At 62.1% G+C, this 24,305-nt stretch carries 25 protein-coding genes and 1 other RNA gene (1 of these 26 cut by a window edge); 13 read left to right on the top strand and 13 right to left on the bottom strand.

The window, feature by feature from the left end; all coding sequences use genetic code 11:
* Both K1X71_08665 and K1X71_08660 read left to right on the top strand, forming a co-directional pair.
* Positions 1-227, top strand: partial view of a hypothetical protein gene (locus tag K1X71_08665; GenBank protein ID MBX7073208.1) — the final stretch only. It extends 787 nt beyond the left edge of the window; the window shows 227 of its 1,014 coding nt (coding positions 788-1,014); its start codon lies beyond the left edge, outside the window; it ends in the stop codon at positions 225-227.
* Positions 224-862, top strand: coding sequence for a hypothetical protein (locus K1X71_08660; GenBank protein MBX7073207.1), 639 nt, complete (start codon positions 224-226; stop codon positions 860-862). Before K1X71_08665 ends, K1X71_08660 begins: the two co-directional genes overlap by 4 nt.
* A gap of 119 nt (positions 863-981) precedes the next feature.
* Here K1X71_08660 and K1X71_08655 read toward each other — a convergent pair whose 3' ends face one another.
* Positions 982-1,488 (bottom strand): N-acetyltransferase, encoded by a 507-nt coding sequence (locus K1X71_08655; GenBank protein ID MBX7073206.1) that lies wholly within the window; start codon positions 1,486-1,488, stop codon positions 982-984.
* Between the two features lie 90 nt (positions 1,489-1,578).
* On the opposite strand from K1X71_08655, the gene K1X71_08650 reads away from it, so the two are divergent.
* Entirely contained in the window at positions 1,579-2,400 is an 822-nt protein-coding gene (locus tag K1X71_08650; GenBank protein ID MBX7073205.1) for an arylamine N-acetyltransferase, read from the top strand.
* 77 nt (positions 2,401-2,477) lie between these two features.
* Here K1X71_08650 and K1X71_08645 read toward each other — a convergent pair whose 3' ends face one another.
* The 5 genes from K1X71_08645 to K1X71_08625 all read right to left on the bottom strand — a co-directional run bounded on the left by K1X71_08645 (position 2,478) and on the right by K1X71_08625 (position 7,501).
* Positions 2,478-2,798, bottom strand: a complete 321-nt coding sequence (locus K1X71_08645; protein ID MBX7073204.1) for a hypothetical protein — start codon at positions 2,796-2,798, stop codon at positions 2,478-2,480.
* Between the two features lie 53 nt (positions 2,799-2,851).
* Positions 2,852-4,030, bottom strand: coding sequence for a DUF1559 domain-containing protein (locus K1X71_08640; protein ID MBX7073203.1), 1,179 nt, complete (start codon positions 4,028-4,030; stop codon positions 2,852-2,854).
* Between the two features lie 416 nt (positions 4,031-4,446).
* Entirely contained in the window at positions 4,447-5,574 is a 1,128-nt protein-coding gene (locus tag K1X71_08635) for a PEP-CTERM sorting domain-containing protein (protein MBX7073202.1), read from the bottom strand.
* A gap of 343 nt (positions 5,575-5,917) precedes the next feature.
* Entirely contained in the window at positions 5,918-6,745 is an 828-nt protein-coding gene (locus K1X71_08630; protein MBX7073201.1) for a PEP-CTERM sorting domain-containing protein, read from the bottom strand.
* 144 nt (positions 6,746-6,889) lie between these two features.
* A complete protein-coding gene (locus K1X71_08625; GenBank protein MBX7073200.1) occupies positions 6,890-7,501 on the bottom strand; it encodes a PEP-CTERM sorting domain-containing protein in 612 nt (203 codons plus the stop codon).
* A 1,302-nt stretch (positions 7,502-8,803) separates the two neighbouring features.
* Here K1X71_08625 and K1X71_08620 point away from each other — a divergent pair.
* The 3 genes from K1X71_08620 (at position 8,804) to moaC (ending at position 11,659) form a co-directional block, all read left to right on the top strand.
* Positions 8,804-9,376 carry a helix-turn-helix domain-containing protein gene (locus K1X71_08620; protein MBX7073199.1) on the top strand — a complete coding sequence of 191 codons (573 nt, stop codon included), beginning with the start codon at positions 8,804-8,806 and terminating at the stop codon, positions 9,374-9,376.
* 229 nt (positions 9,377-9,605) lie between these two features.
* The gene (locus K1X71_08615) at positions 9,606-11,186 is read left to right on the top strand and encodes a glycosyltransferase family 39 protein (protein ID MBX7073198.1); all 1,581 of its coding nucleotides are present in this window, start codon (positions 9,606-9,608) and stop codon (positions 11,184-11,186) included.
* Positions 11,183-11,659, top strand: a complete 477-nt coding sequence (gene moaC, locus K1X71_08610; GenBank protein MBX7073197.1) for a cyclic pyranopterin monophosphate synthase MoaC — start codon at positions 11,183-11,185, stop codon at positions 11,657-11,659. Before K1X71_08615 ends, moaC begins: the two co-directional genes overlap by 4 nt.
* 14 nt (positions 11,660-11,673) lie before the next feature.
* On the opposite strand, the gene nrdR is transcribed toward moaC, so the two are convergent.
* Positions 11,674-12,144, bottom strand: coding sequence for a transcriptional regulator NrdR (gene nrdR / locus K1X71_08605; GenBank protein MBX7073196.1), 471 nt, complete (start codon positions 12,142-12,144; stop codon positions 11,674-11,676).
* Between the two features lie 179 nt (positions 12,145-12,323).
* On the opposite strand from nrdR, the gene K1X71_08600 reads away from it, so the two are divergent.
* Positions 12,324-12,953, top strand: a complete 630-nt coding sequence (locus tag K1X71_08600; protein MBX7073195.1) for a PH domain-containing protein — start codon at positions 12,324-12,326, stop codon at positions 12,951-12,953.
* Between the two features lie 22 nt (positions 12,954-12,975).
* On the opposite strand, the gene rpoN is transcribed toward K1X71_08600, so the two are convergent.
* The 5 genes from rpoN to ffs form a co-directional block, all read right to left on the bottom strand.
* Complete coding sequence (gene rpoN / locus K1X71_08595; protein ID MBX7073194.1) at positions 12,976-14,595, bottom strand: RNA polymerase factor sigma-54; 1,620 nt, start codon at positions 14,593-14,595, stop codon at positions 12,976-12,978.
* 123 nt (positions 14,596-14,718) lie between these two features.
* On the bottom strand, positions 14,719-15,315 hold the full coding sequence (gene recR, locus K1X71_08590) for a recombination mediator RecR (protein ID MBX7073193.1): 597 nt from the start codon (positions 15,313-15,315) through the stop codon (positions 14,719-14,721).
* 88 nt (positions 15,316-15,403) lie between these two features.
* The gene (locus K1X71_08585; GenBank protein MBX7073192.1) at positions 15,404-15,772 is read right to left on the bottom strand and encodes a YbaB/EbfC family nucleoid-associated protein; all 369 of its coding nucleotides are present in this window, start codon (positions 15,770-15,772) and stop codon (positions 15,404-15,406) included.
* A 28-nt stretch (positions 15,773-15,800) separates the two neighbouring features.
* Positions 15,801-17,537 carry a DNA polymerase III subunit gamma/tau gene (gene dnaX, locus K1X71_08580; protein ID MBX7073191.1) on the bottom strand — a complete coding sequence of 579 codons (1,737 nt, stop codon included), beginning with the start codon at positions 17,535-17,537 and terminating at the stop codon, positions 15,801-15,803.
* A gap of 55 nt (positions 17,538-17,592) precedes the next feature.
* Positions 17,593-17,686: signal recognition particle sRNA small type (gene ffs / locus K1X71_08575), an RNA gene on the bottom strand.
* 204 nt (positions 17,687-17,890) lie between these two features.
* Here ffs and K1X71_08570 point away from each other — a divergent pair.
* A complete protein-coding gene (locus tag K1X71_08570; protein ID MBX7073190.1) occupies positions 17,891-18,394 on the top strand; it encodes a DinB family protein in 504 nt (167 codons plus the stop codon).
* Between the two features lie 64 nt (positions 18,395-18,458).
* A complete protein-coding gene (locus K1X71_08565) occupies positions 18,459-18,875 on the top strand; it encodes a DUF202 domain-containing protein (GenBank protein MBX7073189.1) in 417 nt (138 codons plus the stop codon).
* On the opposite strand, the gene K1X71_08560 is transcribed toward K1X71_08565, so the two are convergent.
* Positions 18,841-19,548 carry a metal-dependent transcriptional regulator gene (locus K1X71_08560; protein ID MBX7073188.1) on the bottom strand — a complete coding sequence of 236 codons (708 nt, stop codon included), beginning with the start codon at positions 19,546-19,548 and terminating at the stop codon, positions 18,841-18,843. The genes K1X71_08565 and K1X71_08560 overlap by 35 nt on opposite strands.
* Before the next feature lie 168 nt (positions 19,549-19,716).
* Between K1X71_08560 and mch the strand changes: the two genes are divergently transcribed.
* From mch to K1X71_08540, 4 genes are read left to right on the top strand one after another with little or no spacing between them, the layout of a single operon-like run.
* Positions 19,717-20,670 carry a methenyltetrahydromethanopterin cyclohydrolase gene (mch, locus tag K1X71_08555; protein ID MBX7073187.1) on the top strand — a complete coding sequence of 318 codons (954 nt, stop codon included), beginning with the start codon at positions 19,717-19,719 and terminating at the stop codon, positions 20,668-20,670.
* Between the two features lie 7 nt (positions 20,671-20,677).
* The gene (locus tag K1X71_08550; GenBank protein MBX7073186.1) at positions 20,678-21,565 is read left to right on the top strand and encodes a RimK family alpha-L-glutamate ligase; all 888 of its coding nucleotides are present in this window, start codon (positions 20,678-20,680) and stop codon (positions 21,563-21,565) included.
* A 38-nt stretch (positions 21,566-21,603) separates the two neighbouring features.
* Positions 21,604-23,295, top strand: a complete 1,692-nt coding sequence (locus K1X71_08545; protein MBX7073185.1) for an AMP-binding protein — start codon at positions 21,604-21,606, stop codon at positions 23,293-23,295.
* On the top strand, positions 23,292-24,296 hold the full coding sequence (locus K1X71_08540) for an NAD-dependent epimerase/dehydratase family protein (protein ID MBX7073184.1): 1,005 nt from the start codon (positions 23,292-23,294) through the stop codon (positions 24,294-24,296). Before K1X71_08545 ends, K1X71_08540 begins: the two co-directional genes overlap by 4 nt.
* The last annotated feature ends 9 nt before the right edge of the window (positions 24,297-24,305 follow it).

Raw genomic sequence — 24,305 nt, 5'->3', positions numbered from 1 at the left:
TTCTCGAATATTGGCTCGATGTCTCGCTCTACTCGGGCTGGAGACGGCCGGCCGTCAAACTGCCGTGGAATGAGCAGGATTGCCGCGCCGATGTCGCCGCCTATCGAAAAATGGGAGTCCGGCATATCACCACATTCGCCACCTATATCGACGCCGACTATGCGCGTCGTAACGGCGATCCGCAACCGGTCATCGAAGCGTACGGCAAGATTCTGAGGCAGTCATGAGGCGGGCGGCGCTTGTAACACCGCTTTTGGCGGCTGTCGCCGCTTGTTCTCAGCCTGTCCCGCTCAAAGAGCAAGCGATCTGCGACTTCACCTATCCCTGGGCCGACAAGCCCGCTCCGCGCACCGAGTTCCGCGCTCGAACTGCGGAGGGTCGACTGCGTTTCACATTCTTGGTCGACGACGCCGACGTGATTGTCGCCAGCCAGTGGCACGGAGAGTCAACGCTCGACGGCGAAGACCGCGTGGAGATCTTTTTCGCCAAGGATCCGACGCTCGCTGATTACTGGTGCGTCGAGATCGATCCCTTAGGCCGCGTCCATGATTACCACGCCCGGCATTACCGCCAATTCGACCACGGTTGGAACTGTCCTGACCTCATAACGACGGGGGCGCGCACCGCTGCCGGATACGAGGTAACCGGCAGCATCCGCCTGGAAACATTGAGCCGCCTGCTGGGCCGCCCGGTTGAGCCTGGCGCCGTGCTGCATATCGGGCTGTTCCGCGCGCAGTTCTACGGCCCCCCTGGACCGACTCGCGGCGACACGGCCGACAACTGGATCAGTTGGGTCCGGCCATCCACGCGCGACCCAGACTTTCACGTGCCCAGCGCGTTCGGCGATTGGATTGTTCCCTAATTTGCCGCGCGGTCATCACCCGGCGCCAGATCGCCAACCAACACCGGCAGGGGCGAGGCATGCCGGATTACGGTCGATGTCCGCTACCAGCCCGGCATTTTGTCCCGAATGCGCACTCCTCACTCCACCCCAAACGCGGCGGCGTAGCGAACTCGCCCCGCAACACCATGCAGCGCCCCCGGCGTCAATTCCAGACCCATGAAGTGCGCCGGATCGAACGGCGTCTCGATCGCCGCCGCGGCCGAGGTTGAAAACCCAAACCGCGGATAATACTCCGCGTGACCCAATACCAGCACGATCCGATGCCCCGCCTCCCTGACCAGTTCCAATCCCCGCCGCACGAGCAGCGAACCAATCCCCTGGTACTGCCGCGCCGGCAGCACGGCCAAAGGCGCCAAGGCCAAAGCTGGCGTTGTCCATTTGTCGCCGACGATCGCCATGTCGCTAAACAGCACATGACCCACCACCTGTTCGCCGTCCGCGGCCACTAGCGATAGTCGCGCGTCGCCCGCCGCCACAAGGGCGGCCACCAGGTCGGCCTCGTCCGCCCGGCCAAACGCCTGCCGCACTACCCCCAAAATCCCCGCCAAATCCTCGGTTTTCGCGATTCGCGCTTCCACGTTCATGCTGGCGTCCTACGATAGAGAAAACGCGGCGGCCGTGCCATGTGCCAGACAGCCGCGTTCGCAAGCGAGTTCGCGAGGAGGGAGAAGATCTTGAGACAAGCGGTGTCCTCATTGGAATTGGTCGGCTACTTGGGCCGCATCGGTTTTCGCGGGCGGCTCACTCCCAGCGCCGCCTCGCTCGCCGAGTTGCATCAGGCCCATGCCACGCACATCCCGTTCGAAAACCTCGACGTCCTCGCCGGCCGACCCATTCGACTCGATCTCGAAAGCCTCTTCGCCAAGCTCGTCGGCCAGCGCCGCGGCGGCTATTGTTTCGAGCACAATCTGCTGCTGGCGGCCGTGCTCGAACGGGCAGGCTACCGCGTCACCCGGCTGGCCGCCCGCGTGCGCTATCGCTCGCAGCGACTGAACGCCCGTACCCACATGCTGCTCAAAGTGCAGACCGAAGACGGCCCTTATCTGGCCGATGTTGGCTTTGGCGCCGAGGGACTGATCCGACCCATCCCCTTTCAGCCCGGCGAAACCAGCGAACAGTTCGGCTGGCAATACCGCCTGGTCGAGGAGGCCGGACTCTACGCGCTTCAGTCGTGGCAAGCGGGCGCCTGGCTCGACCTCTACGCCTTCTCGCTGGAGCCGCAGGAGCAAATCGATTACGAGGTCGGCAGTTACTACGTCTCCACCCATCCTGACTCCATCTTCGTCAAGTCCCTCACTGCCCAGCGCGCCACGACCGAGGGACGGCACCTGTTCCGCGGTCGCGAGTACATCCACGCCTTGCCAGACCGCGCCACCAGCCGTGTCGTCGCCGACGACGCCGAACTCTTGGCGCTACTGGCCGACCCCTTCGGCATCAAGCTCCCCGCGGGCATGGAACTGAAGTTCGACGGCCAAACGCTCCGCATCCCCGGCTGAGCGCCCAATAAAAACGGGCGCGGCTGATTGGCTCAACCGCGCCCGCGTCAAACTTCGAACTTTCTCGACTCGCCAGCCTATTTGGCAGGCGCGGCCGGGGCTCGACCCTCGATCTTGGCGATCGATTCCTCGCAGTCCTTCTTGATGTCAGGGTGTTTCTTCGCAGCCGCTTTCAAGGCCGGAATTGCCTCCTTGGCCATGTCGCCCAGCTCACCCAAGCGGCGAGCCGAGAATCGGCGACCAAATGCCGACTGCGAATCTAATCCCTTGATCAAATCCGGAATGACGGTCTTCTGCTCAACCACGGGGGCTGGTGGAATGTCGTCTCCGCATCCCATCAGCGTTCCGCTCCCCAGCAACAAACCTGCGATCAATAACTTCCGCATGAACGTCTCCAATAGCTCCTCTTAAGCGTTCGTCTTAGGAATCCAGTCCTCATTGTTGTGGATGACTACTGCGGAATTGCCGCTGGTTCGTTGCCAGCGATCGTTGACAGCGCCTGGTAAATGCCCGCCTGCACGTTGTTCGGCAGGCCCATTGTGTTGGTGGCTCCGGTCGGCAGACGAAATTCAATGGTGTCCTGCAGGAAATGCACCGATCCATCGCCAAACAGGAAGTTGGCGCCACCCGGATGATCGCTGCGGAAGCCGCTGCTGAAGTGCGTGCCGCCGCTGATCGAACTCAGGCACGAGGCCGACGAGGAGTAAAACACGTTCTCATCGACCAGTGTATGGGTCGTCAGTTTGCGGTTCATCGGGTCGCGTGTGCAGCCCGAGATCGTCGTCACGTACAGCTTTTGAGCATCGCGGACAGTCGTGATGTTCGGCTGGCCAGCCGGCCAAGCGTTGGTGGCGAACATGTCGCCAAAACCGCCAGTTTCTGCTGGAACCACCGGCACCGGTGTGGGCTGCGGCCCCCCCGGTTGCTGTTCGGCCAACACCCAACGATCCTGCGTCAACCGCCACAGCGGTCCTTGTGCCGCTTCGCCCATCATGATCGTGTTGCTCAGACCGTCCCGGATGTCGCGGAACTTGGTCGTCAGGTTCACATTGAACATCCCCATCTCGCGCGGCGGCGCCGAACGCCCGTTCAAGCACCAGGCGTCAGTCACTCCCTTGCAGAACACATAGTCAATCAGGCCGAACGTGCTGCCAATATTCAGGCCAAGCGTGGCGAACGATTTGGCAGGGCCGTACGAGTCGGTGATCGGGTTCGGCTTCGAATTCGACGGGCACTCGAAGCTCGGAATCACCTTTTCGGCGGCCTGCGGCGGATTGTCATACCAGATCAGCCGCGGGTTGTAGAGTTGCGCAATCTGCTGCTGTTCCAGATACGGCAGCAGCATCCAGCACGCGTTCGTGAACCAGTCGGTGGTGCCCGCGGCGATGCGCGCCGGGCTGATGTCGTAGATAAAGTTGGTCGGCAGCGACCCGGTCGTCGAGTGGTAGTTGTGCAGCGAGATGCCCAACTGCTTCATGTTGTTGGTGCACTGCATGCGGCGGGCCGCTTCGCGCGCTTGCTGCACGGCGGGCAATAACAGCGCGATAAGAATCCCGATGATGGCGATCACGACCAGTAGTTCAACCAGCGTGAAGCCGCGCCTGGGGCGATTGTGCGTGTGCGAGACCATGTGTGTTTCCCCGGAAATTGGGTGACGAGTGTCGAAAACGGAAAAGTCTTTCTTTCGGCGTCCGACTCAAGATTCGCGGCCGGTGGCCGAACAACTGGCATGAGCCGTTGCCCGCAGGCTGCGAATCCAGTACTGAGACGCAATCAAAGTCATTTGTCGATCCAGATCGAATCGACTCTTGCTAGCCGATCAGTCTCAAACCCAACTGCCAATCCCTCTTTCGGGGAGTGCATGGCAGTCCTCTCTGTTCCGGTGCGTTCCCTGTGGTAGCCGCCGCTGGAGTTCCAGGCCAGGGGCGGTTGCTCGCGTTGTTTTGTCCTCCTGTTGTCAGTTGTACGGGTCTTCGGTTGTTCCGAACGCCCTGCCTGGACCGATTTGGCTTCGGACGCCAGGCAGGGCGAAATTTAACTCTGACGCTAGTTCTTGCGACGACGCGCGGCGATCACCGCCACCCCCGCGGCGCCCAAGAGTCCCAGCACCAGGCTGGCCGGTTCGGGGATCGGCAGCGCGGCGCTGCCGGGACTGAAGTGGTCCGCCCAAATCGTGTAGTCGGCGCCATCCACCTTGCCGTCGCCGTTGAAATCGCCTTGCGAATTCAGCCCGTCGGCCGTGGTGTTGAACTTGTTGAAGTTGTCCGCCCAGTTCGTGTAGTCGGCGCCGTTCACCTTGCCGTCGCCATTCGAGTCGCCCAGCGCCGGCAATGTGATGGTCGTCGTGCCGATCAGCGTGCCAGAGAAGCCAAAGCTCACCTCGAAATCGCCGAGGAAGAACTTGGCCGTCGTGCTGAGCGGAATCGACGTCGAGATGTCGTAGGTGCTGCCGCTTTGCAAGGTCGAGGTGAACGTACCCGCCGCCCCAGTGTTGTGAAACACCTGCTGCAATGGCAAGCCGGTCACCATATCGTACAGCTTTGCCGGTTCGCCAGAAACAAACGGCGTGGTCTCGGCGCCGTAGATCGGCACTGTGTTGCCGTTAATGGTCTGCTCACCCGTCTTCTCCCGCCATACGATTTCGCCCAGGTTATTCTCTTCAAATGCGACGATCTCGGTGGTGAGCACATCCTGAGAAACCGTGCCCAGCGCCTTGGCATTCAGGTCGAGTATGCCACCGGTGAACTTCAAACCAAAGTCGGTCGTTGCCAGGTTAGTGCCAGAAATCGCGTTGTTGCCACCGCTAATTGTCGTAAGCTTCATGTCGCGCATCGAGGAGAACGTAAAACCCGGCAGCGTGTGAGCATAATCCGCTGGCGCGCGTTGTCCGTCGACATAGGTTCCCGTGTTGGGATCCCAACCCGAAGGCAGCCACCCTCCCAGGTTGTTCGTGGTCGCAATCGGGTCGATGGCGGCGCTTTGCAGATTCATGCGGATCGGCGCGCCAGATGTGTTGTAGCCCACCTGCGCGTCGAATGTCCCACCCCACTTGCCATTGGCGCCGTTCTGCGGCTGACCGATCACGAATTGCCCAATCAAGTTGATCGTCGCCACTCCGTTGCCAAAGTCGCCGCGCACCGAACCGGCGCCGACGATTGTTTGGTTTGGGTTCAAGGTAAAGGTCGCCATCACGCTTTGCGCGTGGGCCGCGCTGGTCGCTGCGGCAACCAACGCCAATGCGGCAACGGCCGCAAAATTTCTAATTGGACGAGTGCGCTTCATCGGATGTAGCTCCCGAAGTAGTTTTGGGCGATCGCCCCTGCGAGGCATAACAGCAACCGCCAACCTGGCGGGCGCTGAGTACTGGTTCGAACAGTTTAGGCCCGGAACCGGGCCGTTTGCGAAAAGACACGTTGGAGCCTCGCAAGCAAGGCTCCAACGTGCATAAGGTATCATGCTAAGGGTTCTGGTTGCAATAAATTTCTGCTTGACAAATTGTCCCCCCACTTCTAGCGGGTTAGCTCCGGCGACGTCGCCGCGCGGCCAATAGGCCTACGCCCACCGCGCCCATGCCCGCCAGTAGCAGCGTGCTCGGCTCGGGGATCACTGCGGTGGCGACCAACGTCCCAGCCACGATCAGGTCGACCCCGGTGCCGTCGATGTCCACTGGTTGCGACACGCTCACGGGGATCGTCAAAGTGAGATTGTTCCCCAACTGCGTCAGCGTCCCGTTCGCGGCGTTATTAGCCAGCGCCAAGCCGATGAGCGACGAGTTACCGGGGCTGACAAAGCCGCCATTAATCACATCGGTGTAGGCCAGATCGCCACCAATCGCCGTTAGCGTTTGCGTCCCTGGAAAGTTGTTCCCGGTCAACGCCAGCGAGCCGCTCGTGATGTCGAGCTGAAAATCCTTGAGCGACGCCCAAACTATGGTCGCAAAGGTGAATCCGTAATCGGCCGAAGCGAAGGTCAATGTCGGAACGGTGACATTTGCTGGGTTGTTGTTGATGTCCGGCGCCCATCCCTGACCGTCATCTGTGATGTTCGCGTCGATCAGGCTCGAACCGGTGAATTGAATCGAACTGCCGGGCACCACGTCGGCATTGATCGTGCCCGTGTAGAATGAGAGGCCGCCGGTCGAATAGCCAGCGTGTGAAGACGGATAGCCAAGGGCAACTAGCATGTCGCCCTGAGGTGTCGACCCGAGATTGAAATCTGGCACATAGGAACTTAGATCGAGCGTGCTGAGTTGTGGATCGATGGTGAACGTCACCGGGACTGCCTGCGCGTACTGCGCGACCAGGACCATGCTCATGGCCAGGACCAACGTTTTGCGGATATTCATGTAGCTCCCTCGCCTTCGTAAAAATGTTGATGAGAAGTTGTTAAAAAGATCAGGATTCAGAAAAGTCGCTTGCCCCGTTCATTCCCTTCACCGGCGTGCCCCGCGCCGGCCTGGCCCAATGCCAGTCAAGAAGCACGCGCGAGCCTAGCGGCCCGTGCGGCTTCGCCGACGTGCGATACCGATCATCGCCAACCCGCCCAGACCCAGCAGGATCGCGGTCGAGGGCTCGGGGATGGCAAGCACTCCCTGTACGCCATAGTTGGCGCCCTGCCGGCCGATCAAACCGGCATAGCTGATCGGGCCTTCGGCCACGATGTACGCCACCTGCACCTTGTCCAGCGTGCTGCCGCCACCGCTGCCAGCAGTGATGGCGTAGGTCCGATCAAGCAGGCCCGCTGCGCCCGCGAGCGAGTCGACAAAGCCAGGGTCGACCGTGTTGCTCGTCCACGGAGCAGTGAACCAGCTATCCATCAGCTTGTCGTAGTTAGCGCCGTCCCAGGCATCCGCGTCTTCCTCGGTGTCCACAATGACGTTTTGGCTGCCAACCTTGATGCCCGCCTTGTCCTGCAAGATCTTGCCGGTGAAGGCGAGGTTGTCGAGGAAGTACGACGCCGAGGCGTTGGCGTCGTCGTCGACGTAGACGGTATAGCTCAGCAACCCGCCGCCAAGATCGGCGACATCGGCGGTGATGATCGGCGCCGCCGAAGCGGACGCTGCGACCATCGCGAACAGTGCAACGAAGAGTGTCTTCTTCATAGTGTGCAACCCTTAAGTTCTGGGACTGGATGTACGGTTAACAAAAAACGCCCCGGGCCACCGGGCGCTGCGAAAGTGGTGGCGCGGCCGGCGCGAACAACAAATTGGAGACTTGAGTGCCGAGTCTTCCTGATCGGCGTCCGCTTGCAGAGTGCGGTGAGTCTCAGAAGGAGCCGACCAGCGCTGGCCGCGTGGTCGCGTCTCTGCCTTGGCGCAAGCAATTAGCCCTTGCCGTGTGCTGCGTCAGATCAGTGCCAGCTTGCTCTCAAAGGGTTCCAGACGAACCGAGACGAGCATCACGCCCAACGACCAGTACATCGCGAGGCTGTGACAGAGCGTGCCGAGACTGAGTGCCGCAGAACTAGAGACAGAGATAAATACTGAGTTCCGTCACCAGACAAGCGGATCTCAGATGACTGTCATTAGCGGCACCAAGGCGATTTTGAGCGACATCCTAAACCACAGCGACGTTCCGCACCGCTACTGGAGGCTGTCAACACTCTCTTCTCATTTGCGTAGACTAGTTAGTCTGCTACCAGCTTGTCAATTAAATTTTCGTGGATTTTGGAAAACCGGTACTTTTAGGGGGGATTCAGGTCGCCACGTCCAACGTTGCCGGTTGGGCAGCCTGTACCGGTGAATCCCGAATCTGCCGCCGAAATACGCGGCTTTCATGGCAGTTTTTGCCAATTCGCTGGTTCTGGCAGCACCTCTACCCTCGTTGTCTATGGACTCCCCCCTACGACTGGCGAAAGTTTCTAAAGTCGCGCCCCGCATGCAATCGAAACTACTTTCGGAAGGCTTGTAGCGCGCGGCAAAACGAGGGTGCCCCTCTGAAGGCCAGACGCTGCAAGTTGCAGGGGGGAACCTGCCAACGACGCCTGCCAAACGTGTGCTGCCGCGGCCAGAGAAATCCGGTCGCGACGGCCGTCTCACGCAGTCTCTCCCCTCGCCGGCTTCGGATCGCCTTGTGGCGCCAAGCACGACGCACAGCGAACAGTCGCTGAGCCCAACTGCCAAAAACAGTTAGCTCGCTGCGGTTTTTTGCTGTGCGGCGTACGCGTTCACTGCCGATGCTGGAAAGTAGGCGCCCAGGTCAAGAGGGAGCTGAGCACAACAACGTACGGATGAGTGATTACCGGTCCCGACCCAGAGCTTGGGGGAATGACCAACCACGACGTCTCGCTGGCGAGAGGCGTTGCCCGAACAACGGTCAGATCCAAGCGACGGGACCACAATGCGGCGCAGACTTGCGAGTCGGCGCCGGTTTCCAACTAAGCGAGTGTCTTTGGAGTTCCTGAAATGAAGGTCTTTACAACTGGTCAGGTCGCAAAGATCTGTAAGGTGGCCCCGCGCACCGTCAGTAAATGGTTCGATTCGGGCCGCCTGAAAGGTTACCGCATCCCCGGCTCGCAAGATCGCCGGATTCCCCGTGAGTATTTGATCAAGTTCCTCAAAGAGCATGGTATGCCGCTGGGCGATCTCGAAGACGAGACGATGGCCAAAATTCTGGTCGTCGCCCAGGATCAGATGCTCATCGAAAGCCTGAAGCGCGAGCTACCGCCGGAAAAGGCGTTCAAGCTCAGCACCGCTTCCAGCGGCTTCGAGGCTGGCATCCAGGCGGAAAGTTTCCATCCCGATTCGATCATCGTCGACTTCTCGATCGGTCGCACCGAAGCGCTGCAGATCTGCCAGAACCTGCGCCGCAACACCGAGTATACCGAGACGATCGTGATCGCCCTGCTGCCCGATGACGGCGAAACCTACAGTTTCGATCGTTCGAGCATCAACGAAACGTTCAAGAAGCCGTTCGACGCGGCCCTCTTGGCCGAGCGGCTCCGCACCTTGATCGGCGCCCGCAAGGAACTCGTTTAGTGGAAACCGCCTGACTCGCAGGCGTTTGAAATATCGCCGAAGCACACGAAACCGCCGCGGCTGACCCCCGCGGCGGTTTCATTTTTTGGCTCGCCACTCAGCCCGGCGCGGCGTACCATCGGAGTTTCACCACCCCTCCGCCGCGCGCCCACTTTCGCGCATGCCGAACTTTGCCGCATCCCCGTCGCGCCACCGCGAGCAACCCTCTGCGTCACAGCCCATTCATGTGATGCGCCGCTACGCCGGCCCCATCTGTGTGTTCATCGCCAGTTGGTTTGCCGTCGTCGCCACGCTCGGCCCCGTGCCAGCCGGGCCGGGCATCACAGTCGACGAATACTACGATGCCGCCGCCGGCAAAGGGTTAGTCCAGGCACTGTCGAATCAGGGATTGAGCTTCTTTCGATTCGCGAACATCGAGCGCAATTTTGCGCATCTCACCCTGCATCCACCGCTGGCGCGGTTCTGCCTGGGCCTCGCCCATGCTCCCTTTGATGCGCGCCCCGGCGAGCCTGCCGCCGTCTGGATACCTGCGGCGCGCCTTGCTCCCGCCACGGGCTTTGCCGTCATGATCTTGCTGGTGGGCGCTGCGACCACCAAAGTCGTCGGCCCACTCGCTGGCGCGGCTAGTTCGCTGTCGCTGGCGCTCATGCCACGCGCGTTTGCGCACGCTCACTTTGCCACGCTTGATACGCTGCAAACGCTCTTTTGCATGATCGCGGTGGTCGCCCTCTGGCTGGCCGTCGAATCACCAAGGCCCACTCACTGGAAATATGCGCTAGCGGGCGTGGCCTGGGGCCTGGCGCTCTTGGCCAAGATCAACGGGGCGCTCTTGGCCCCGCCGCTGTTGATTTGGCTGCTCTGGACCAAGCGGCGGCAGGTATGGCGCCCGATCGTGCTCTGGATCAGCTCGGGGGGCGCCACCTTTTTTCTGGGCTGGCCCTGGCTCTGGCCACATCCCTGGGCGCGGACACTCGAGTTCTTCGCCACCGCGAGCGATCGTCAGTCGCTGCACAATTTTTACCTGGGACAAGTGTGGCGCGACATCGACACCCCTTGGCATTACCCCTGGGTAATGACGCTGGCCACCATCCCGGTGGCATTGCTGGCGATCGGTTTGCTTGGCGCTGTCTGGCGTCCCGCCGCCAATTCAAGTGGCCGAAGTCTGTGGTCGATCACGTTGGCGGTGCTGCTGTTTACGCTCCTGCTTTTCAGCGTCCCCGGCACGCCGGTTTATGACGGTGCCCGGCTCTTTCTCATTGCGTACCCACTCTGGGCCATTCTTGTGGGCTTGGGAGTAAGCCGCATCGCCGGGTGGCTCGCTCCCCAGAAATTCTCTGCCTGGGCGGCGACGCTCGCCCTGCTCACGCTCCTGGCCACGTCGATATTTGGCGTCGTGTCGTACCACCCGTTTCAGACCAGTTATTACAACCTGTTGGTCGGCGGATTGGGTGGCGCCGAGCGACTTGGCTTCGAGGTCACCTATTGGGGAGACGCCGCCAATGCCCAGTTGATGGACCGCCTCGCGCAGGTCGCCCCTCAGCAGACAGTCGTATTTGCGCCCGAGCTGGCGCCGTTTCAAACCATGGCCACGCAGATCGCCTTTCCCGTGCTGGGCGAACACGGCGTTCGTTTGGTACCGTGGAACGCGAGCGCCCCCGCCGACTCGCGTCCGCGCTGGGCGGTGGTATACAACCGACGAGCCGAATCCGAGTCGCTGGCGCCCCTCTTGCGCGGCGGCCGCGTGGTGTTCGAAAACGTTCGCGATGGCGTCTGGGTGGCGAGAATTCTTCAACTCGAAGGTGAACAGTGAGCGAACTGACCCATTTCGACGAGCGCGGCGCCAGCCGCATGGTGGATGTGAGCGGCAAGGAAATCACCTTGCGCACTGCTCGCGCCAGCGCCCGCGTCAGCATGCAGCCCGCCACGCTGGAGAAAATTCGCGATCGCAAGCTATCCAAAGGGGACGTGCTGGAGGTCGCCCGGCTGGCCGGCATCCAAGCGGCGAAACACACCTGGGAGCTAATTCCGCTCTGCCACGTGCTGCCGCTCGATGGAGTGGAGCTTCACTTCGATTTCCCCGATGCCAGCATCCTGGCGATTGAGGCGGTCGCCCGAGTGCAGGCCCGCACTGGCGTCGAAATGGAGGCCCTGGTCGCGGCCAGCGTGGCGGCGCTCACCGTGTACGATATGTGCAAGGCTATCGATCGCGGCATGCAGATCGAAGCGGTCCGCCTAGAGGAAAAAACCGGTGGCCGCAGCGGGCATTTTCAGCGCCAGCAATAATTGGCCTAGTGGAACTATTTGTCCGTGCCGCGCGTTTCTTCGAGCATCGGCTCCAGCTCTTCCACGAAGTCGCGCACATCCTTGAATTCTCGGTACACGCTGGCAAAACGCACAAACGCCACTTGATCCACGTGTCGCAGTCGCCGCATCACCAACTCGCCGATGGTCCGGCTCTCGACTTCCGAGTCGAGATTCACGTAGGCCACGTTCTCAATCTGGTTCACCAGCTCGTCAATTTGCTCGGCCGACACGGGCCGCTTCCAACAAGCCTTGACCAGCCCCGCCTTGATCTTCTGGCGGTCAAAGGGCTCGCGCGCGCCATCCTTTTTGACGACCTGAACCACCGGATCGTCCAGCCGCTCATACGTGGTGTAGCGGCGTCCGCACTGCAAGCACTCGCGCCGCCGCCGAATGGCGTAGGCGTCTTGGCTCGATCGCGAGTCAATCACCTTGTCGTTGTCGTGATGGCAGAACGGACATTTCATAAGGGGAACTAAACCATTGCTGCCATCTACTGGCGGACCGCGCGCTGCGCTTGGTCAACTATAACGGCGATCGGCGCTGGTGGGAAACGCCGCCGCTTATGGTGAATTGCGAGCCAAATGGACTATAATTCTGCCGATCTCTCCCACTACCCGCCAACGCCAGCATCGAAGCAACACCTATGAAGTGCCCCAAGTGCGCCGCCGAAGTCGCCGACAATGCCGCCTTTTGCCCCCAGTGCGGCGCCTCGCTTAAAGCCGCCGCCGGCGTCGCCAGCGCGCAGCCTGCCGCCAAGCGCGGCCGCGCCTTAGACGAGCCAGAACGCGATCTATGGAGCGGCGCCTATTCTCCCAAAGCCATGCTCGGCGTCTGGGCCGTGTTGGCGCTGCTCTCGCTCGTGGGCTTGGCGATCGGCTTCTTGCAGTTGTCGGGCAGCGCCCAATGGAGCGCGCTTCTGGTGGTCATTGTGCTTGCCTGGCTGGCTGGCGCCATGGTGCTCATCTATCGCCGCCTGAGTGTCCGCTACCGCCTGACCAGCCAACGGCTCTATCACGAAAAAGGGGTGCTGCGGCGCACCATTGACCGTATCGAATTGATTCGCATGGACGACATCACCTGCGAACAGGGACCAGTCGAACGCGCGCTCGGCATTGGTTCGATCCGCGTCAAATCGACCGATCGCTCCGATCCCGAGTTCTGGATCTACGGCGTCGAGGACGTGCGCAACGTGGCCTCCACGATCGATCAGGCGCGCCGCGCCGAGCAGGTGCGCCGCAATGTCTTTATCGAGATGGGCGCAGCCAACGGCTAACCGCTAAGTGGGTCGCCGCGGCCTATTCGCTCGGCGGTCCGTCGTCGCCGGTGGTCTCGTCCGCCAAGTCGCCGCCTGGCGCTATGCCCTCGCGCTCGGCGCCGTCCGGCGCCTCGCCATCCCGCAACGACTCGTCCCGCAGCGTCGCTTCATCAGCGTCTCCCAGCGCCCAGTCCCGACGCTCGCGCGAACTGGGGATTTTCATCGCCTTGCGATACTTGGTCACGGTGCGCCGCGCGACGGTCAAACCCTTTTTGCCTAGCTCTTTCACCAGGTCGTCGTCGCTGTAAGGGCGGCGCTTGTCCTCCGCATCGATGATCTCCTGCAATCGCAATCGCACCGTGTCCCAGGCGATCTCCTCGCCGCTGGCGCTCACGGTGCCGCCGCCAAAGAAACGCTTGAGCGGAAAAATCCCGCGCGGCGTCTGAATCCACTTGTCGTCGACCGCGCGGCTCACCGTGGTCACGTGCACGCCCACCTTGTCCGCGATCTGTTGCATCTTCAAGGGCTCGATGAACTCCGGACCCTTGCGCAAAAACTCCTGCTGATGATCGACGATCGCCTGCGACACCTTGGTCAACGTGCTGCGCCGCTGTTCGATCGATTCGATCAGCCACTGCGCCGAGTTGATCTTCCGCTTGATGTATTCCTTGTCCTCGGCGCTCGCCTTTTCGTTCATCAGCAGTTGCCGATAGTAAGGGCTGATGAACAAATGCGGCGTGTTGGCGTCTTCCAGCCGCACCTTGTACTCGCCCTGTTCGTTCGGCTCGACAAACACGTCGGGCGTCACGCTCGGCACATAGTTGTCGACGAACACCGCGCCCGGCTTGGGATTTAGCGTACGCAGTTGCTCCCGCGTCTTTTGGATCGCTTCGATCGAGTAGCCGGTCCGCTTTTGGATGATCGGCAGGCGGTTGTGCTCTAAATCCTCCAGGTGCCCAGACACCAAGGTGCGCATTTCTTCGTAATGCGGCATGTCGGGCGTCAATTGCAGCAAGAGGCACTCGCGCAGGTCGCGCGCGCCGATGCCCGGTGGATCAAGCTTTTGTATGGTTTGCAGTGCCCGCTGCGCCAGGTCCAGGTCGGCGCGGCTGGCGTGCGGCGGCAGCAGGTCTTCCAGCCGCGTCTCCAGGTAGCCGTTGTGGTCCAGGCCGTAGATGATCCGCTCGCACATCTGCCGCATCGCGTCGTCCAGGTCGAACCACGCCAACTGGTCGCGCAAATAGTCTTGCAGCGTCTGCGGGCGGGCCATCATATTGGCCATTGCGTCGTGCTTGCGGTCGCTCTCTTCCTCCATCCGATTCGACGAGGTGCGCGGCCGCTCGTCGAACTGCTCCGGATACTCCTCGTCCATCTGCAGCAAACGTTCAAAGTCGTCGACATTGTCCTTGTTCTCGTCGACGACCAACTCGCGCTCTTCCTGCGTCGGCAGATCGGGGTTCTCCGGCTCCGCGGGCGTCTCCTCTTCCGTCTCCCGCTCCTCTTCCTGCACCTCCAATAGCGGATTTTCTTCCAACTCCTGCTCGATGCGCTCCTGCAACGCCATGATCGGCAGTTGCAAGATCTCCATCGATTGAATCATGCGCGGCGCCAGCACCTGCTTCTGCGCCATCCGCATTTCTTGGCCGAATGAAAGTCGCATCGCGATCTCTATCCGTCTGCTCGCTGTGACTTGTCGCCACGTGGCGACGTTCGTTCAACTCAGTGGAACTGGTGTCCGATACTCCGCGTGTTGCTCGCCTCCCCGCGGCAACGCCGAGCGCGACTAAAACTTCTGTCGCCCGGCCAACGCGTCGGACAAAATCTCCTTGTTAGCAAATTCTAGCACACTGCCCGTCGTAATCCCGCGCGCCAAGCGCGTGATCTCCACCCCCAAACCTTGCAAACGATTCGAGATTTCCAGCGCCGTGGCATCCCCTTCCAAAGTGGGATTGGTGCCCATGATCACTTCGCGAAATTGCCCCCCGCGCACCCGCTCCACCAGCGCGTCGATTGTCAATTGATCCGCCGTCGAGCCTTCCAGGGGCGCGATTCGCCCCAGCAGCACATGATACGTTCCGCGATAACCCGTTTGTTCAATCGCGATCACGTCGCGCGGTTGCTCGACCACGCAAACCAACCCAGCATCGCGCCTCGCGTCTTGGCAGATCGTGCAGCGCTCGCCTTCCGCCAAATTGAAGCACACGCCGCAATAACGCACGTTCTCCTTGACGCTGCGTATCGCCTCGGCCAATCGCAAGGCTTCGGCCGACGGCACGCGCAACACGTGATACGTCAACCGCTCGGCCGATTTCTTGCCGATGCCCGGCAGCCGGGCAAACTCCTCGACTAACCTTCCCACGCTCTCGGTGATTTGCGTCACTTGCTGCTTGCTCCTCGACTTGTTCTCTGCCGCCGGCCACCATGCCAGCAGCGCCCCCGTTGCTGCCCGCAGAATGATGTCCGGAACGTTAGCTCGCTCCGGTCGGCGGCACGCCCCCCGTCAACTTGGCCAGCGCTTCGTCCAGGCCGGGCAGTTGCAGTCCCCCCGTGAGCGACCGCATCTGTTCGGCATGCAGTTCCTTGGCCTTGGTTAGCGCCTGATTGACCGCCGCCAAGACCAAATCCTCGATCATTTCTCGATCGCGGCGCTCGATCAGCGACGGGTCGATCCGGCACGCGAGCAACTCGCCCAGTCCGTTGGCTTCGACTTCAACCATTCCGCCCCCGGCGCTACCCGTGGCGCGGCGGCCGCGCAACTCGTCGCTCATGCCTTGCATGCGACCGCCAATCTCTTGGGCCTGCTTCATCAGTCCCGCCAGGTTGCCTAGTCCTTTCAGCACAGGTGTCTCCTGGTTGGTGCTTGGCTTAATTGCGTGGTTCATCAATTCGCGTCGGGCGAGCGCCAAACAAATCGGCGGCTCGACGAATCATCGGATGCTCGGCCTTGTCTTGCAGTCGCTCCCGGCTGGGGGGCACGCGAGTTGCTGTCTGCCCCGCATTTGTCGTGCCGACCGGATCAGGCGTCAACACGAATTCCAATCTAACGCGCTGCCCAGAGCTTTCAGCCACGGCGCGTTCCAGCCGTGCCTGCTTCTCCGGCATCTGGCACATCTTGCGATTATAACTGTTTTGTTCGCGGAAGCTGACCACCAATCGATTGGGGCCCTGTAGCTCCACCTTGTCAAATCCACGCGCGAAATCGGCCACCGTGTCCTGCAACGAATCGATGGCCCGCCGCCAAATGTGTTCGACCGATTCCGCCGTCAACGATTCCTGTAGCGTCCCCGATGTGGGCGTCTCGGTTTCAGCCGCTACCGTCTCGGGCGGCTTTTTTTTTTCGTCGTCCGCCGCTGTGCTGGCGCTGACAGCATGAACCACCGCGCCGCCGGCGTCAGCAGAGAGCAGCGCGTTGGGCTGCTCGCGAACCGTTTGGATCAACGTGGCCAACTCGGCCAGGTGCTCCAAGCGAGCGATGCGAACCAGCGCCAGTTCCGCGACCACGCGCGGTTGCGTGCTGAATCGCATCCGCGACAGCGCGTGATCCAATATCTGCATCACGGCCAGAATACTTTCGACTCCTAGGCTTTTCGCGGTTCGCCCCACCAGCGCTTCTTCGGTGGCCACCGTGTGCAGATAACCGCTCGGCGCCACCCCCACGGCCGCGACCAGCGCATCGCGAAAAAAGCCCAGCAACTGCTGCGTCAACTGGCCAATGTCCACCCCTTCGTCAAGCGCTCGGTCCAAGTCGCCTAGCACGCCGGCGGCGTCGCCATCCACCAGATGCGCGACCAATTCTCCCACGCGCCCCGCGGCGGCCGTCCCCAGCATGGCATGCACGTCCGCCACGCAGATCTTGCGGCCACCGAACGCGAGCAGTTGCTCTAGCAGCGACTGGCTGTCGCGCATCGATCCCGCCGCGCGCCGCGCCAATAGCTCCAGCGCCTCCGGCTCCGCTTCCACCCCTTCGGTCTCGGCGATCAGCGCCAGCCGTCGCGAGATCGAGCCGGTTTCGATGCCCGCGAAGTCGAACCTTTGGCAGCGCGACAAGATCGTAATCGGGATCTTCTCGGCTTCCGTGGTGCAAAAGATGAACTTCACGTGCTCCGGTGGCTCTTCCAACGTCTTGAGCAGCGCGTTGAATGCCGGGTTCGTGAGCATGTGAACTTCGTCGATGATGTAAATCTTGTAGCGCGATCGACTCGGTCGAATGTTCACGTTCTGTCGCAACTCGCGAATCTCGTCGATGCCGCGGTTGCTCGCCCCGTCGATCTCCAGCACGTCCACATCCTCGCCGCTGCTGATCGAATGGCAGATGTCGCAGGCGTTGCACGGCGTAGGGGTTGGTCCCCGCTCGCAGTTAAGCGCCTTGGCCAAAATGCGCGCAGTCGAGGTCTTGCCGACTCCCCGCGCGCCGGTGAACAAATACGCGTGGCCCACCCGGCCAGACGATATCGCGTTCGACAGCGCTCGCGATACCGGCTCTTGACCCACCAGGTCGGCAAACGTCTGCGGGCGGTAGCGGCGCGCCACCACCACATAATCGGCGCCCGCTGGCGAAGAGTCAGTTCTGGCTGTGTCGTCGCTCGCGGTGGTGTTCGACATGCGAGTTGGGGACGAGCGCCAGTGCCTCGAAGAAAAGAAGTGGGTAACGGCGCCGAATGAGGGGCCCAGCCGCACAAAGAGCTGGCTGCTTATGGCTGCTGCGGTTAGGCCCTGACCAGGTTCACAGGGCTCCTTTGCGGGGACCCCTCATCCGACGCCGTTCGAATCGGCGACTCTCTATTTCTACGGTTTTTGCCGCGCCTCGTCAAAGAGCGGTCGCCAAGGCATCGTGGCTGACCAAACTGCCTCTTGACTTCTCCCAAACCTCATTCACCGCTTCGCCGTAGCCGCGTTGCAAGTGAATGTTAGAATGCCACGCTCCATTCACTTGTCATTCGCTGCCGCAGTTCAGAATGTCGTACAAGAATCACCTTCGTGCCCAGCTTGTTCAGGCCCGCCAGTACAGCGAAGGGCTCTTGAAGGCGTTCCAAACGCCAGCCGAGTGGCTGCATCAGGTGCATCCCAAGGCGAATCATCCATTGTGGTTTGCCGGGCACATGGCGGTAGTCGACGATTTCTTTATTCGCCTGGTCGCGCCCGACAAGAGCCTTCCCGAGCCAATTTTTGCCGAGTTGTTTGGGCCCGGTTCTCAGCCCTCGCCCAATATGGACGATTACCCGCCCCCCGCCGATGTGCTGCGGTATATGCGCGATCGCCGCCAGGCGCTGCTCGCAATCCTCGACGACCTCACCGATGACGATCTCAATCATCCTCTTCCCAAGGCTAAGGGCACACCCGAGTTTCTGCGCGATTGGGGCAGTGTTTTTCAAATGGCCGCCTGGCACGAGGGCATTCACTCCGGACAAGTGTCGGTAGCGCATCGCGCGCTTGGCCACAAGCCGCTGGCCGGTGGTTGAACCGTAACAAGGCGCCCAGACGATGCCAGTTGAGCCCGCTTTCGAAATCGATCCGCGCGTCGCAATGGCCGCTGAACGCACCCTGCTAGCCTGGATTCGCACAGGCATGGCGATGATGGGCTTTGGCTTCGTGGTCGCGCGCTTCGGCCTGTTTCTCTACGAGGTCGCCGGCGCGTCGCACCGGCCTATTCATGTCCGCTCTGGCGGACTCACTTTGTGGGTTGGCGTGGCCTTAATTCTGCTCGGCGTGGTCACCAATCTGGCCGCCCTCGCCGAACATCGCCGTTATCTGCGAGAACTCCGTCAGGGCCGCTTCGAGCTGGGCGCTCGCTGGTCGCTGGTCTCTATTCTGGCGATGATCCTCGCCCTATTTGGCATGGTGATCGTCGGTTATATGGTTGTCATCGGCGCCGATCCGCCGGCTGCCGCGCCTCGTGCTACGGCCGTTACGAGCGCTGCGACTTCTTCCGCGATGCCGTGACGAGCAGCTTTTCGGCCACCGTGTGCCCCAGCGTCGTTTCCTGTCCTTTAACGGTCAGGGTCACCGTTCCCGCCTCGGGCCGATTCGACACCACGCGCCCCGTTGTCCCCAGCGGCAATGACGCCTCAGTTAAATAGCGCAAAAACTGTGGCGACTGATCGATCACGCGGGCCAGCTTGAAATCCTCGCCGGCTTGGCAGTCAGACAAGCGGCGCAGCGAAGGAACCTCGACCGATCCATCGGCGCGCGGGATGGGGTCGCCATGCGGATCGGCCTCTGGATGCCCCAAAAAAGCGTCGATCCGATCGATCAGCAAGTCGCTGACCGCGTGTTCCATGTTCTCTGCTTCTTCGTGGACCTCGTCCCAAGAAAGGTTCAACGTCTTGACGAGAAACAACTCAATTAGTCGGTGCCGCCGCAAGACGCGCAGCGCCAGCGCCTTGCCCGCCGCCGTGAGTCGCACCCCTTCGTAAGGGGTGTAGGTCACCAGGTCGCTCTCGCTCAGCGTCTTGAGCATGCTGGTCACCGAGCCGGGCGACACGCGCAGCGCGCTCGCCAATTGGCCGGTGGCCGCCGTTTCTCCCGGGTGCGAGACGGCGATCAGGTAGATTGCCTTGATGTAATTTTCAACCGTCAGACTGGCCAACTCGATGTGCTCCTGCCGTGGCCGCATGGCGCGCCGGGCTCACAATCGACCATAAGCGCCCACGCCAGCCACTTCAAATGGCGGCGTCGTCTGGCTGGTCGATACGCGTCGCGATTTTAGCAGCATCCCACTCCTATCGACAGGCAACCGGCGCGCCGCTGCCGACGGTTGCTCATTGCCTCGCGAATAGCCATGATGTCCGCCATGCAACTCAATCTCCGCGCTGGTCAACTTGTCGAGCAAATCGTTGCCGAAGCCGCCACGTTGTGCGTCGCCGTCCAAGAGCCGACGTCGGGCGGACGGGTCATCGATTGCGGAATCGGCGCCCCCGGCGGGCTCGAAGCCGGCCGGCGAATGGCGCAAGTTTGTCTCGCGGGATTGGCCGATGTCAGCCTAGCTCCGGCCGGTCCCGGTTTGGCGGCCGATCTCGAGGTGCAGGTTCATACCGATCACCCCGTCGCCGCGTGCATGGCCTCTCAATATGCTGGCTGGCGAATCTCGGCAGGCAAGTACTTTGCGATGGGATCGGGCCCCATGCGCGCCGCCTACGGTCGCGAAGAACTGTTCAACAAGATTGCGGGCCGCGAGTCCGCGGCGCAGGTGGTTGGCGTGCTGGAAGCGGGTCAGCTTCCCCCCCCAGAGGTCATCGCGTTCATCGCCGAGCGCTGCGGCGTGCCACCCGCCGATGTCGCGCTGTTGATCGCCCCCACCGCCAGCATCGCCGGCGCCGTTCAGGTCGTTGCCCGCTCGGTCGAAACCGCGCTGCACAAACTCTTTGAACTCGGTTTTGATCTGTCGCGCGTCGTGAGCGGTTACGGCCGCGCCCCCTTGCCACCCATCGCCAAGAGCGACCTGTCGGTCATTGGCCGCACCAACGACGCGATTCTGTATGGCGGCCGCGTCACGCTTTGGGTGCATGGCGACGATCGTTCGCTTCTGGAAATCGCGCCTCAGATTCCCAGCCGCAGTTCGCCGTCGTTCGGCCAGCCCTTTGAAGTGATCTTCGAACGCGCCGGCCGCGATTTCTACAAGATCGATCCGCGATTGTTCAGTCCCGCCGAAGTCACACTCGTCAATCTCGATACCGGCCGCGCTATTCGCTATGGCGGCGTCGCCCCCGAAGTGCTCGATCAGTCGTTTCACGTATAGGCCAGCCATGCGCATCGCGGTGCTCGGCTCGGCCGAAAGCTGGTATCTCGAAGACCTGCGCCGCGCTGCCGCGCAGCAACACGAAATTGTCCCCGCACTCTGGCGTGAGGTGGCCGCCGCCGTCGAGGCGGGGCAAACCCGTGTCTGGGCGGGCCGCGTCGCGCTCGACCAGTTCGACGCCGTATTGGTCCGCACCATGCCGGCCGCCTCGTTGGAGCAGATCGTCTTTCGCATGGATGCGCTCGCGAGCCTCTATGCCGGCGGCGTACCGGTAATCAATTCGCCCAAGGCGGTCGAGACCGCCATCGACAAGTATTTGACTCTGGCGCGCGTCCAGGCGGCTGGTCTGCCTGTTCCCCGCACCATCGTCTGTCAATCGGCAGACGATGCCTTGTCAGCCTTCGAGCAATTGGGCGGCGATGTCGTCGTCAAGCCGCTATTTGGCTCCGAAGGACGCGGCCTGACCCACCTGTATGACCGTGGATTGGCCGAACGCGTGTTTCAGCTTTTCGCGCAGCAAGGCGCCGTGTTGTACGTTCAACAGTTTCTGCGGCATCCCGGCCACGATTTTCGCGTACTGGTTATCGGCCAGCGTTTGCTGGCCATGCGCCGCGCCAGCGCCGGCGACTGGCGCACCAACGTCAGCCGCGGCGGCGTGGCGACCGCCTGCGAGCTAACCGCACAAATGGCCCACTTGGCCCGGCAATCGGCCGCGGCCGTCGGCGCCAGCATTGCAGGCGTCGATCTCCTCCCCGACGACCAAGGGCGACTGCATGTGCTAGAGGTCAATGCCGTGCCCGGCTGGAAAGGACTTGCCCGCGCCCTCCAGGTCGATGTCGCTCGCATCGTCATCGAGCATGTTGCCCAACTTGTTCAGGAAGCGCGGCAGGCATAAATTCAAAGGATTCGCGCCTCGCTATTCAGCGGTACATCATGTCCCCAAACACGCTTGCCATCCGACGCTCGCTGAATGTCGCCGACCGGCTGTCACAGATTGCCGCGCAGTTGCCAGACGCCGCCGCGGTGCTTGAGCCCACGCCCCAAGTGACCGAGGGGCGCCGCCAGTATCGGCAGTTCTCCTTTCGGCAACTAGATGAAGACAGTAGCCGCGTGGCGTTGGCCCTGCGCCAAATGGGCGTCAAGAAGGGCGCCCGCCTCGCGCTCATGGTGCGCCCCAGCTTCGACTTCATTTCGCTGGTCTTCGCCCTGTTCAAGTCGGGCGCCGTCTCGGTGCTCATCGACCCGGGCATGGGACGCAAGCATCTATTGCGTTGTCTCGACGACGTTCGACCAGAAGGCTTCGTCGCCATCTCCCTGGCGCAGGCCGTGCGCGTGCTGTGCGGACGGCGCTATGCGGCGGCCCGTTACAACGTGACGGTCGGTCGCCGCTGGTTCTGGAAGGGCCCCACTCTCGACGACTTGCGCAATCAACCGATCAGCGGAAAGTTGCCATCCACCGCGCCAGACGATCCGGCCGCAATCATTTTCACCAGCGGCAGCACGGGGCCTCCCAAGGGGGTCTTGTATTCCCACGCCAATTTCGATGCCCAGGTCGATGGCATTCGCGACCAATACGATTTGCTCCCCGGAGGCATCGATCTGGCCTGCTTCCCCTTGTTCGGCCTGTTCAACTGCGCCATGGGAGTCACCACCGTGATTCCCGATATGGACGCCTCGCGCCCCGCCCAGGTCGACCCCCGAAAAATCATCGCCGCCATTCACGATTGCGGAGTCACCCAATCGTTCGCCTCACCCGCCGTCTGGGACCGTGTCAGCGCGTATTGCGTGGATCAGCAAATCCACTTCGACACGCTGCGCCGTGTCTTTTCCGCCGGCGCGCCGGTCTCGCCTGCCGTGCTGGCCCGCATCAAAAGCTGCATGCCGGCGGGCGGCGAGGCGTTCACCCCCTATGGCGCCACCGAAGCGCTGCCGATCAGTTCCATCGCCGCTGGCCGGGTGCTCAGCGAGACTCGTTCCGCTTCCGAGCGCGGCGCCGGCGCCTGCGTGGGGCGCCGATTTGCCGGCGTCCAATGGAAGGTGATTCGCATTAGCGACGACCCCATCGAGTCTCTGGAGCACATCGACGAGCTTCCCACCGGACAAATCGGAGAGTTGATCGTCAATGCGCGGCAGGTGACCCGCGCGTATGTGACCCGCGTCGAGGCCAACGCGTTCGCCAAGATCACCGCTGGTGGCGAGGTCTGGCATCGCATGGGCGACGTGGGTTATCTCGACGACGAAGACCGCTTTTGGTTTTGCGGCCGCAAGTCGCAGCGCGTCGTCACCGCCACGCAAACGATGTTCACCGAACCATGCGAAGCGATCTTCAATACCCATCCCGCCGTGGCGCGCAGCGCCCTGGTCGGCGTTGGCCCCCTGGGGAATCAACTTGCGGTGATGATGATCGAGCCCAAACGCGGCGCTTGGCCGCGCGGCGCCGCCGTCCAGCAGTTGCGCGGCGATTTGCTTGCGCTCGGTCAGCGGCATGAAACGACCAGCAGCATCGAACAGGTGTTATTCGCGCGCTCGTTTCCCGTCGATGTGCGCCACAACAGCAAGATCGGTCGAGAAAAACTCGCGCTGATCGCCGCCAAGGCGCTGACCGCCAAAGGCGTCTCGCGATGAGGGCGCTCGTCACTGGCGCGGGCGGCTTCTTGGGCCAGTACATTGTCGAGCAGTTGCTCGCGCGCGGCGATCAGGTGCGCGCCTTCGCCCGCGGCGACTATCCCGTGCTCGCTGCGCTCGGCGCGCAAACTCTTCGCGGCGACCTGCGCGACCGTGCCGCCGCGATGGACGCCTGCCGCGACGTCGACGTCGTCTTTCACGCCGCCGGCATCGCCGGTATCTGGGGACCGTGGGAGCAGTTTTACGGCGTCAACACCGTTGGCACGCGCAATATCATCGCGGGCTGTCTGGCGCATGGCGTGCCCAAGCTGATCTACACCAGCAGTCCCAGCGTCACGTTCGATGGCGGAGACCAGTGTGGAGTGGACGAAAGTGTTCCCTATCCCAAGCATTGGCTGTGCCACTACGCCGAGACCAAGGCCATGGCCGAGCAAGAAGTGCTCGCCGCCAACCATCGCCACCGCCTGGCCACCTGCGCGCTGCGTCCACACCTGATCTGGGGCCCGCGCGACACACAACTCATCCCCCGCTTAATCGCGCGCGCTAAGGCCGGACAATTGCGACGCGTGGGGGCCGGCGACAACAAGATCGACGTCATCTATGTCGAAAACGCCGCCGCCGCGCACTTGGCCGCCGCCAGCGCGCTGATGCCTGGCGGACCGGTCGCTGGCAAAGCCTACTTCATCTCGCAGGGAGAGCCGGTCACTTGCTGGCCCTGGATCGACCAACTTCTCGACCGCGCCGGCTTGCCACCGGTCAGCAAGAGCATTTCAGCCGCCGCCGCTTGGAAAGTTGGTCATGCGATGGAGTTGACCTACCGTGCGTTAGGACGACAATCCGAGCCCAGAATGACTCGGTTTCTGGCTGCGCAATTGTCGCGGTCGCATTACTACAACATCGCCGCCGCGCGGCGCGATTTTGGCTTTGCGCCGGCGATTTCCACGGCCGAAGGGTTGGCGCGTACCGAGTACGATCTGCGCCGTTGGACCGCTGGACAATAGCCCGCGCGA

It is taken from the genome of Pirellulales bacterium (assembly GCA_019694455.1).
Classification (GTDB): Bacteria; Planctomycetota; Planctomycetia; order Pirellulales; family JAEUIK01; genus JAIBBY01.
This window is presented reverse-complemented; position numbering and strand designations above follow the sequence as displayed.

Coding starts and splice junctions, on each gene's coding strand:
- nrdR (MBX7073196.1), bottom strand. CDS start 12,144: ATGAAATGTCCGTTCTGCCATCACGACAACGACAAGGTGATTGACTCG.
- K1X71_08560 (MBX7073188.1), bottom strand. CDS start 19,548: ATGCGGCCACGGCAGGAGCACATCGAGTTGGCCAGTCTGACGGTTGAA.
- K1X71_08620 (MBX7073199.1), top strand. CDS start 8,804: ATGAAGGTCTTTACAACTGGTCAGGTCGCAAAGATCTGTAAGGTGGCC.
- K1X71_08640 (MBX7073203.1), bottom strand. CDS start 4,030: ATGGTCTCGCACACGCACAATCGCCCCAGGCGCGGCTTCACGCTGGTT.
- K1X71_08660 (MBX7073207.1), top strand. CDS start 224: ATGAGGCGGGCGGCGCTTGTAACACCGCTTTTGGCGGCTGTCGCCGCT.
- K1X71_08655 (MBX7073206.1), bottom strand. CDS start 1,488: ATGAACGTGGAAGCGCGAATCGCGAAAACCGAGGATTTGGCGGGGATT.
- K1X71_08540 (MBX7073184.1), top strand. CDS start 23,292: ATGAGGGCGCTCGTCACTGGCGCGGGCGGCTTCTTGGGCCAGTACATT.
- K1X71_08545 (MBX7073185.1), top strand. CDS start 21,604: ATGTCCCCAAACACGCTTGCCATCCGACGCTCGCTGAATGTCGCCGAC.
- rpoN (MBX7073194.1), bottom strand. CDS start 14,595: ATGCGACTTTCATTCGGCCAAGAAATGCGGATGGCGCAGAAGCAGGTG.
- K1X71_08630 (MBX7073201.1), bottom strand. CDS start 6,745: ATGAATATCCGCAAAACGTTGGTCCTGGCCATGAGCATGGTCCTGGTC.
- K1X71_08600 (MBX7073195.1), top strand. CDS start 12,324: ATGAAGTGCCCCAAGTGCGCCGCCGAAGTCGCCGACAATGCCGCCTTT.
- K1X71_08625 (MBX7073200.1), bottom strand. CDS start 7,501: ATGAAGAAGACACTCTTCGTTGCACTGTTCGCGATGGTCGCAGCGTCC.
- K1X71_08550 (MBX7073186.1), top strand. CDS start 20,678: ATGCGCATCGCGGTGCTCGGCTCGGCCGAAAGCTGGTATCTCGAAGAC.
- K1X71_08615 (MBX7073198.1), top strand. CDS start 9,606: ATGCGCCGCTACGCCGGCCCCATCTGTGTGTTCATCGCCAGTTGGTTT.
- mch (MBX7073187.1), top strand. CDS start 19,717: ATGTCCGCCATGCAACTCAATCTCCGCGCTGGTCAACTTGTCGAGCAA.
- dnaX (MBX7073191.1), bottom strand. CDS start 17,537: ATGTCGAACACCACCGCGAGCGACGACACAGCCAGAACTGACTCTTCG.
- K1X71_08570 (MBX7073190.1), top strand. CDS start 17,891: ATGTCGTACAAGAATCACCTTCGTGCCCAGCTTGTTCAGGCCCGCCAG.
- K1X71_08565 (MBX7073189.1), top strand. CDS start 18,459: ATGGCCGCTGAACGCACCCTGCTAGCCTGGATTCGCACAGGCATGGCG.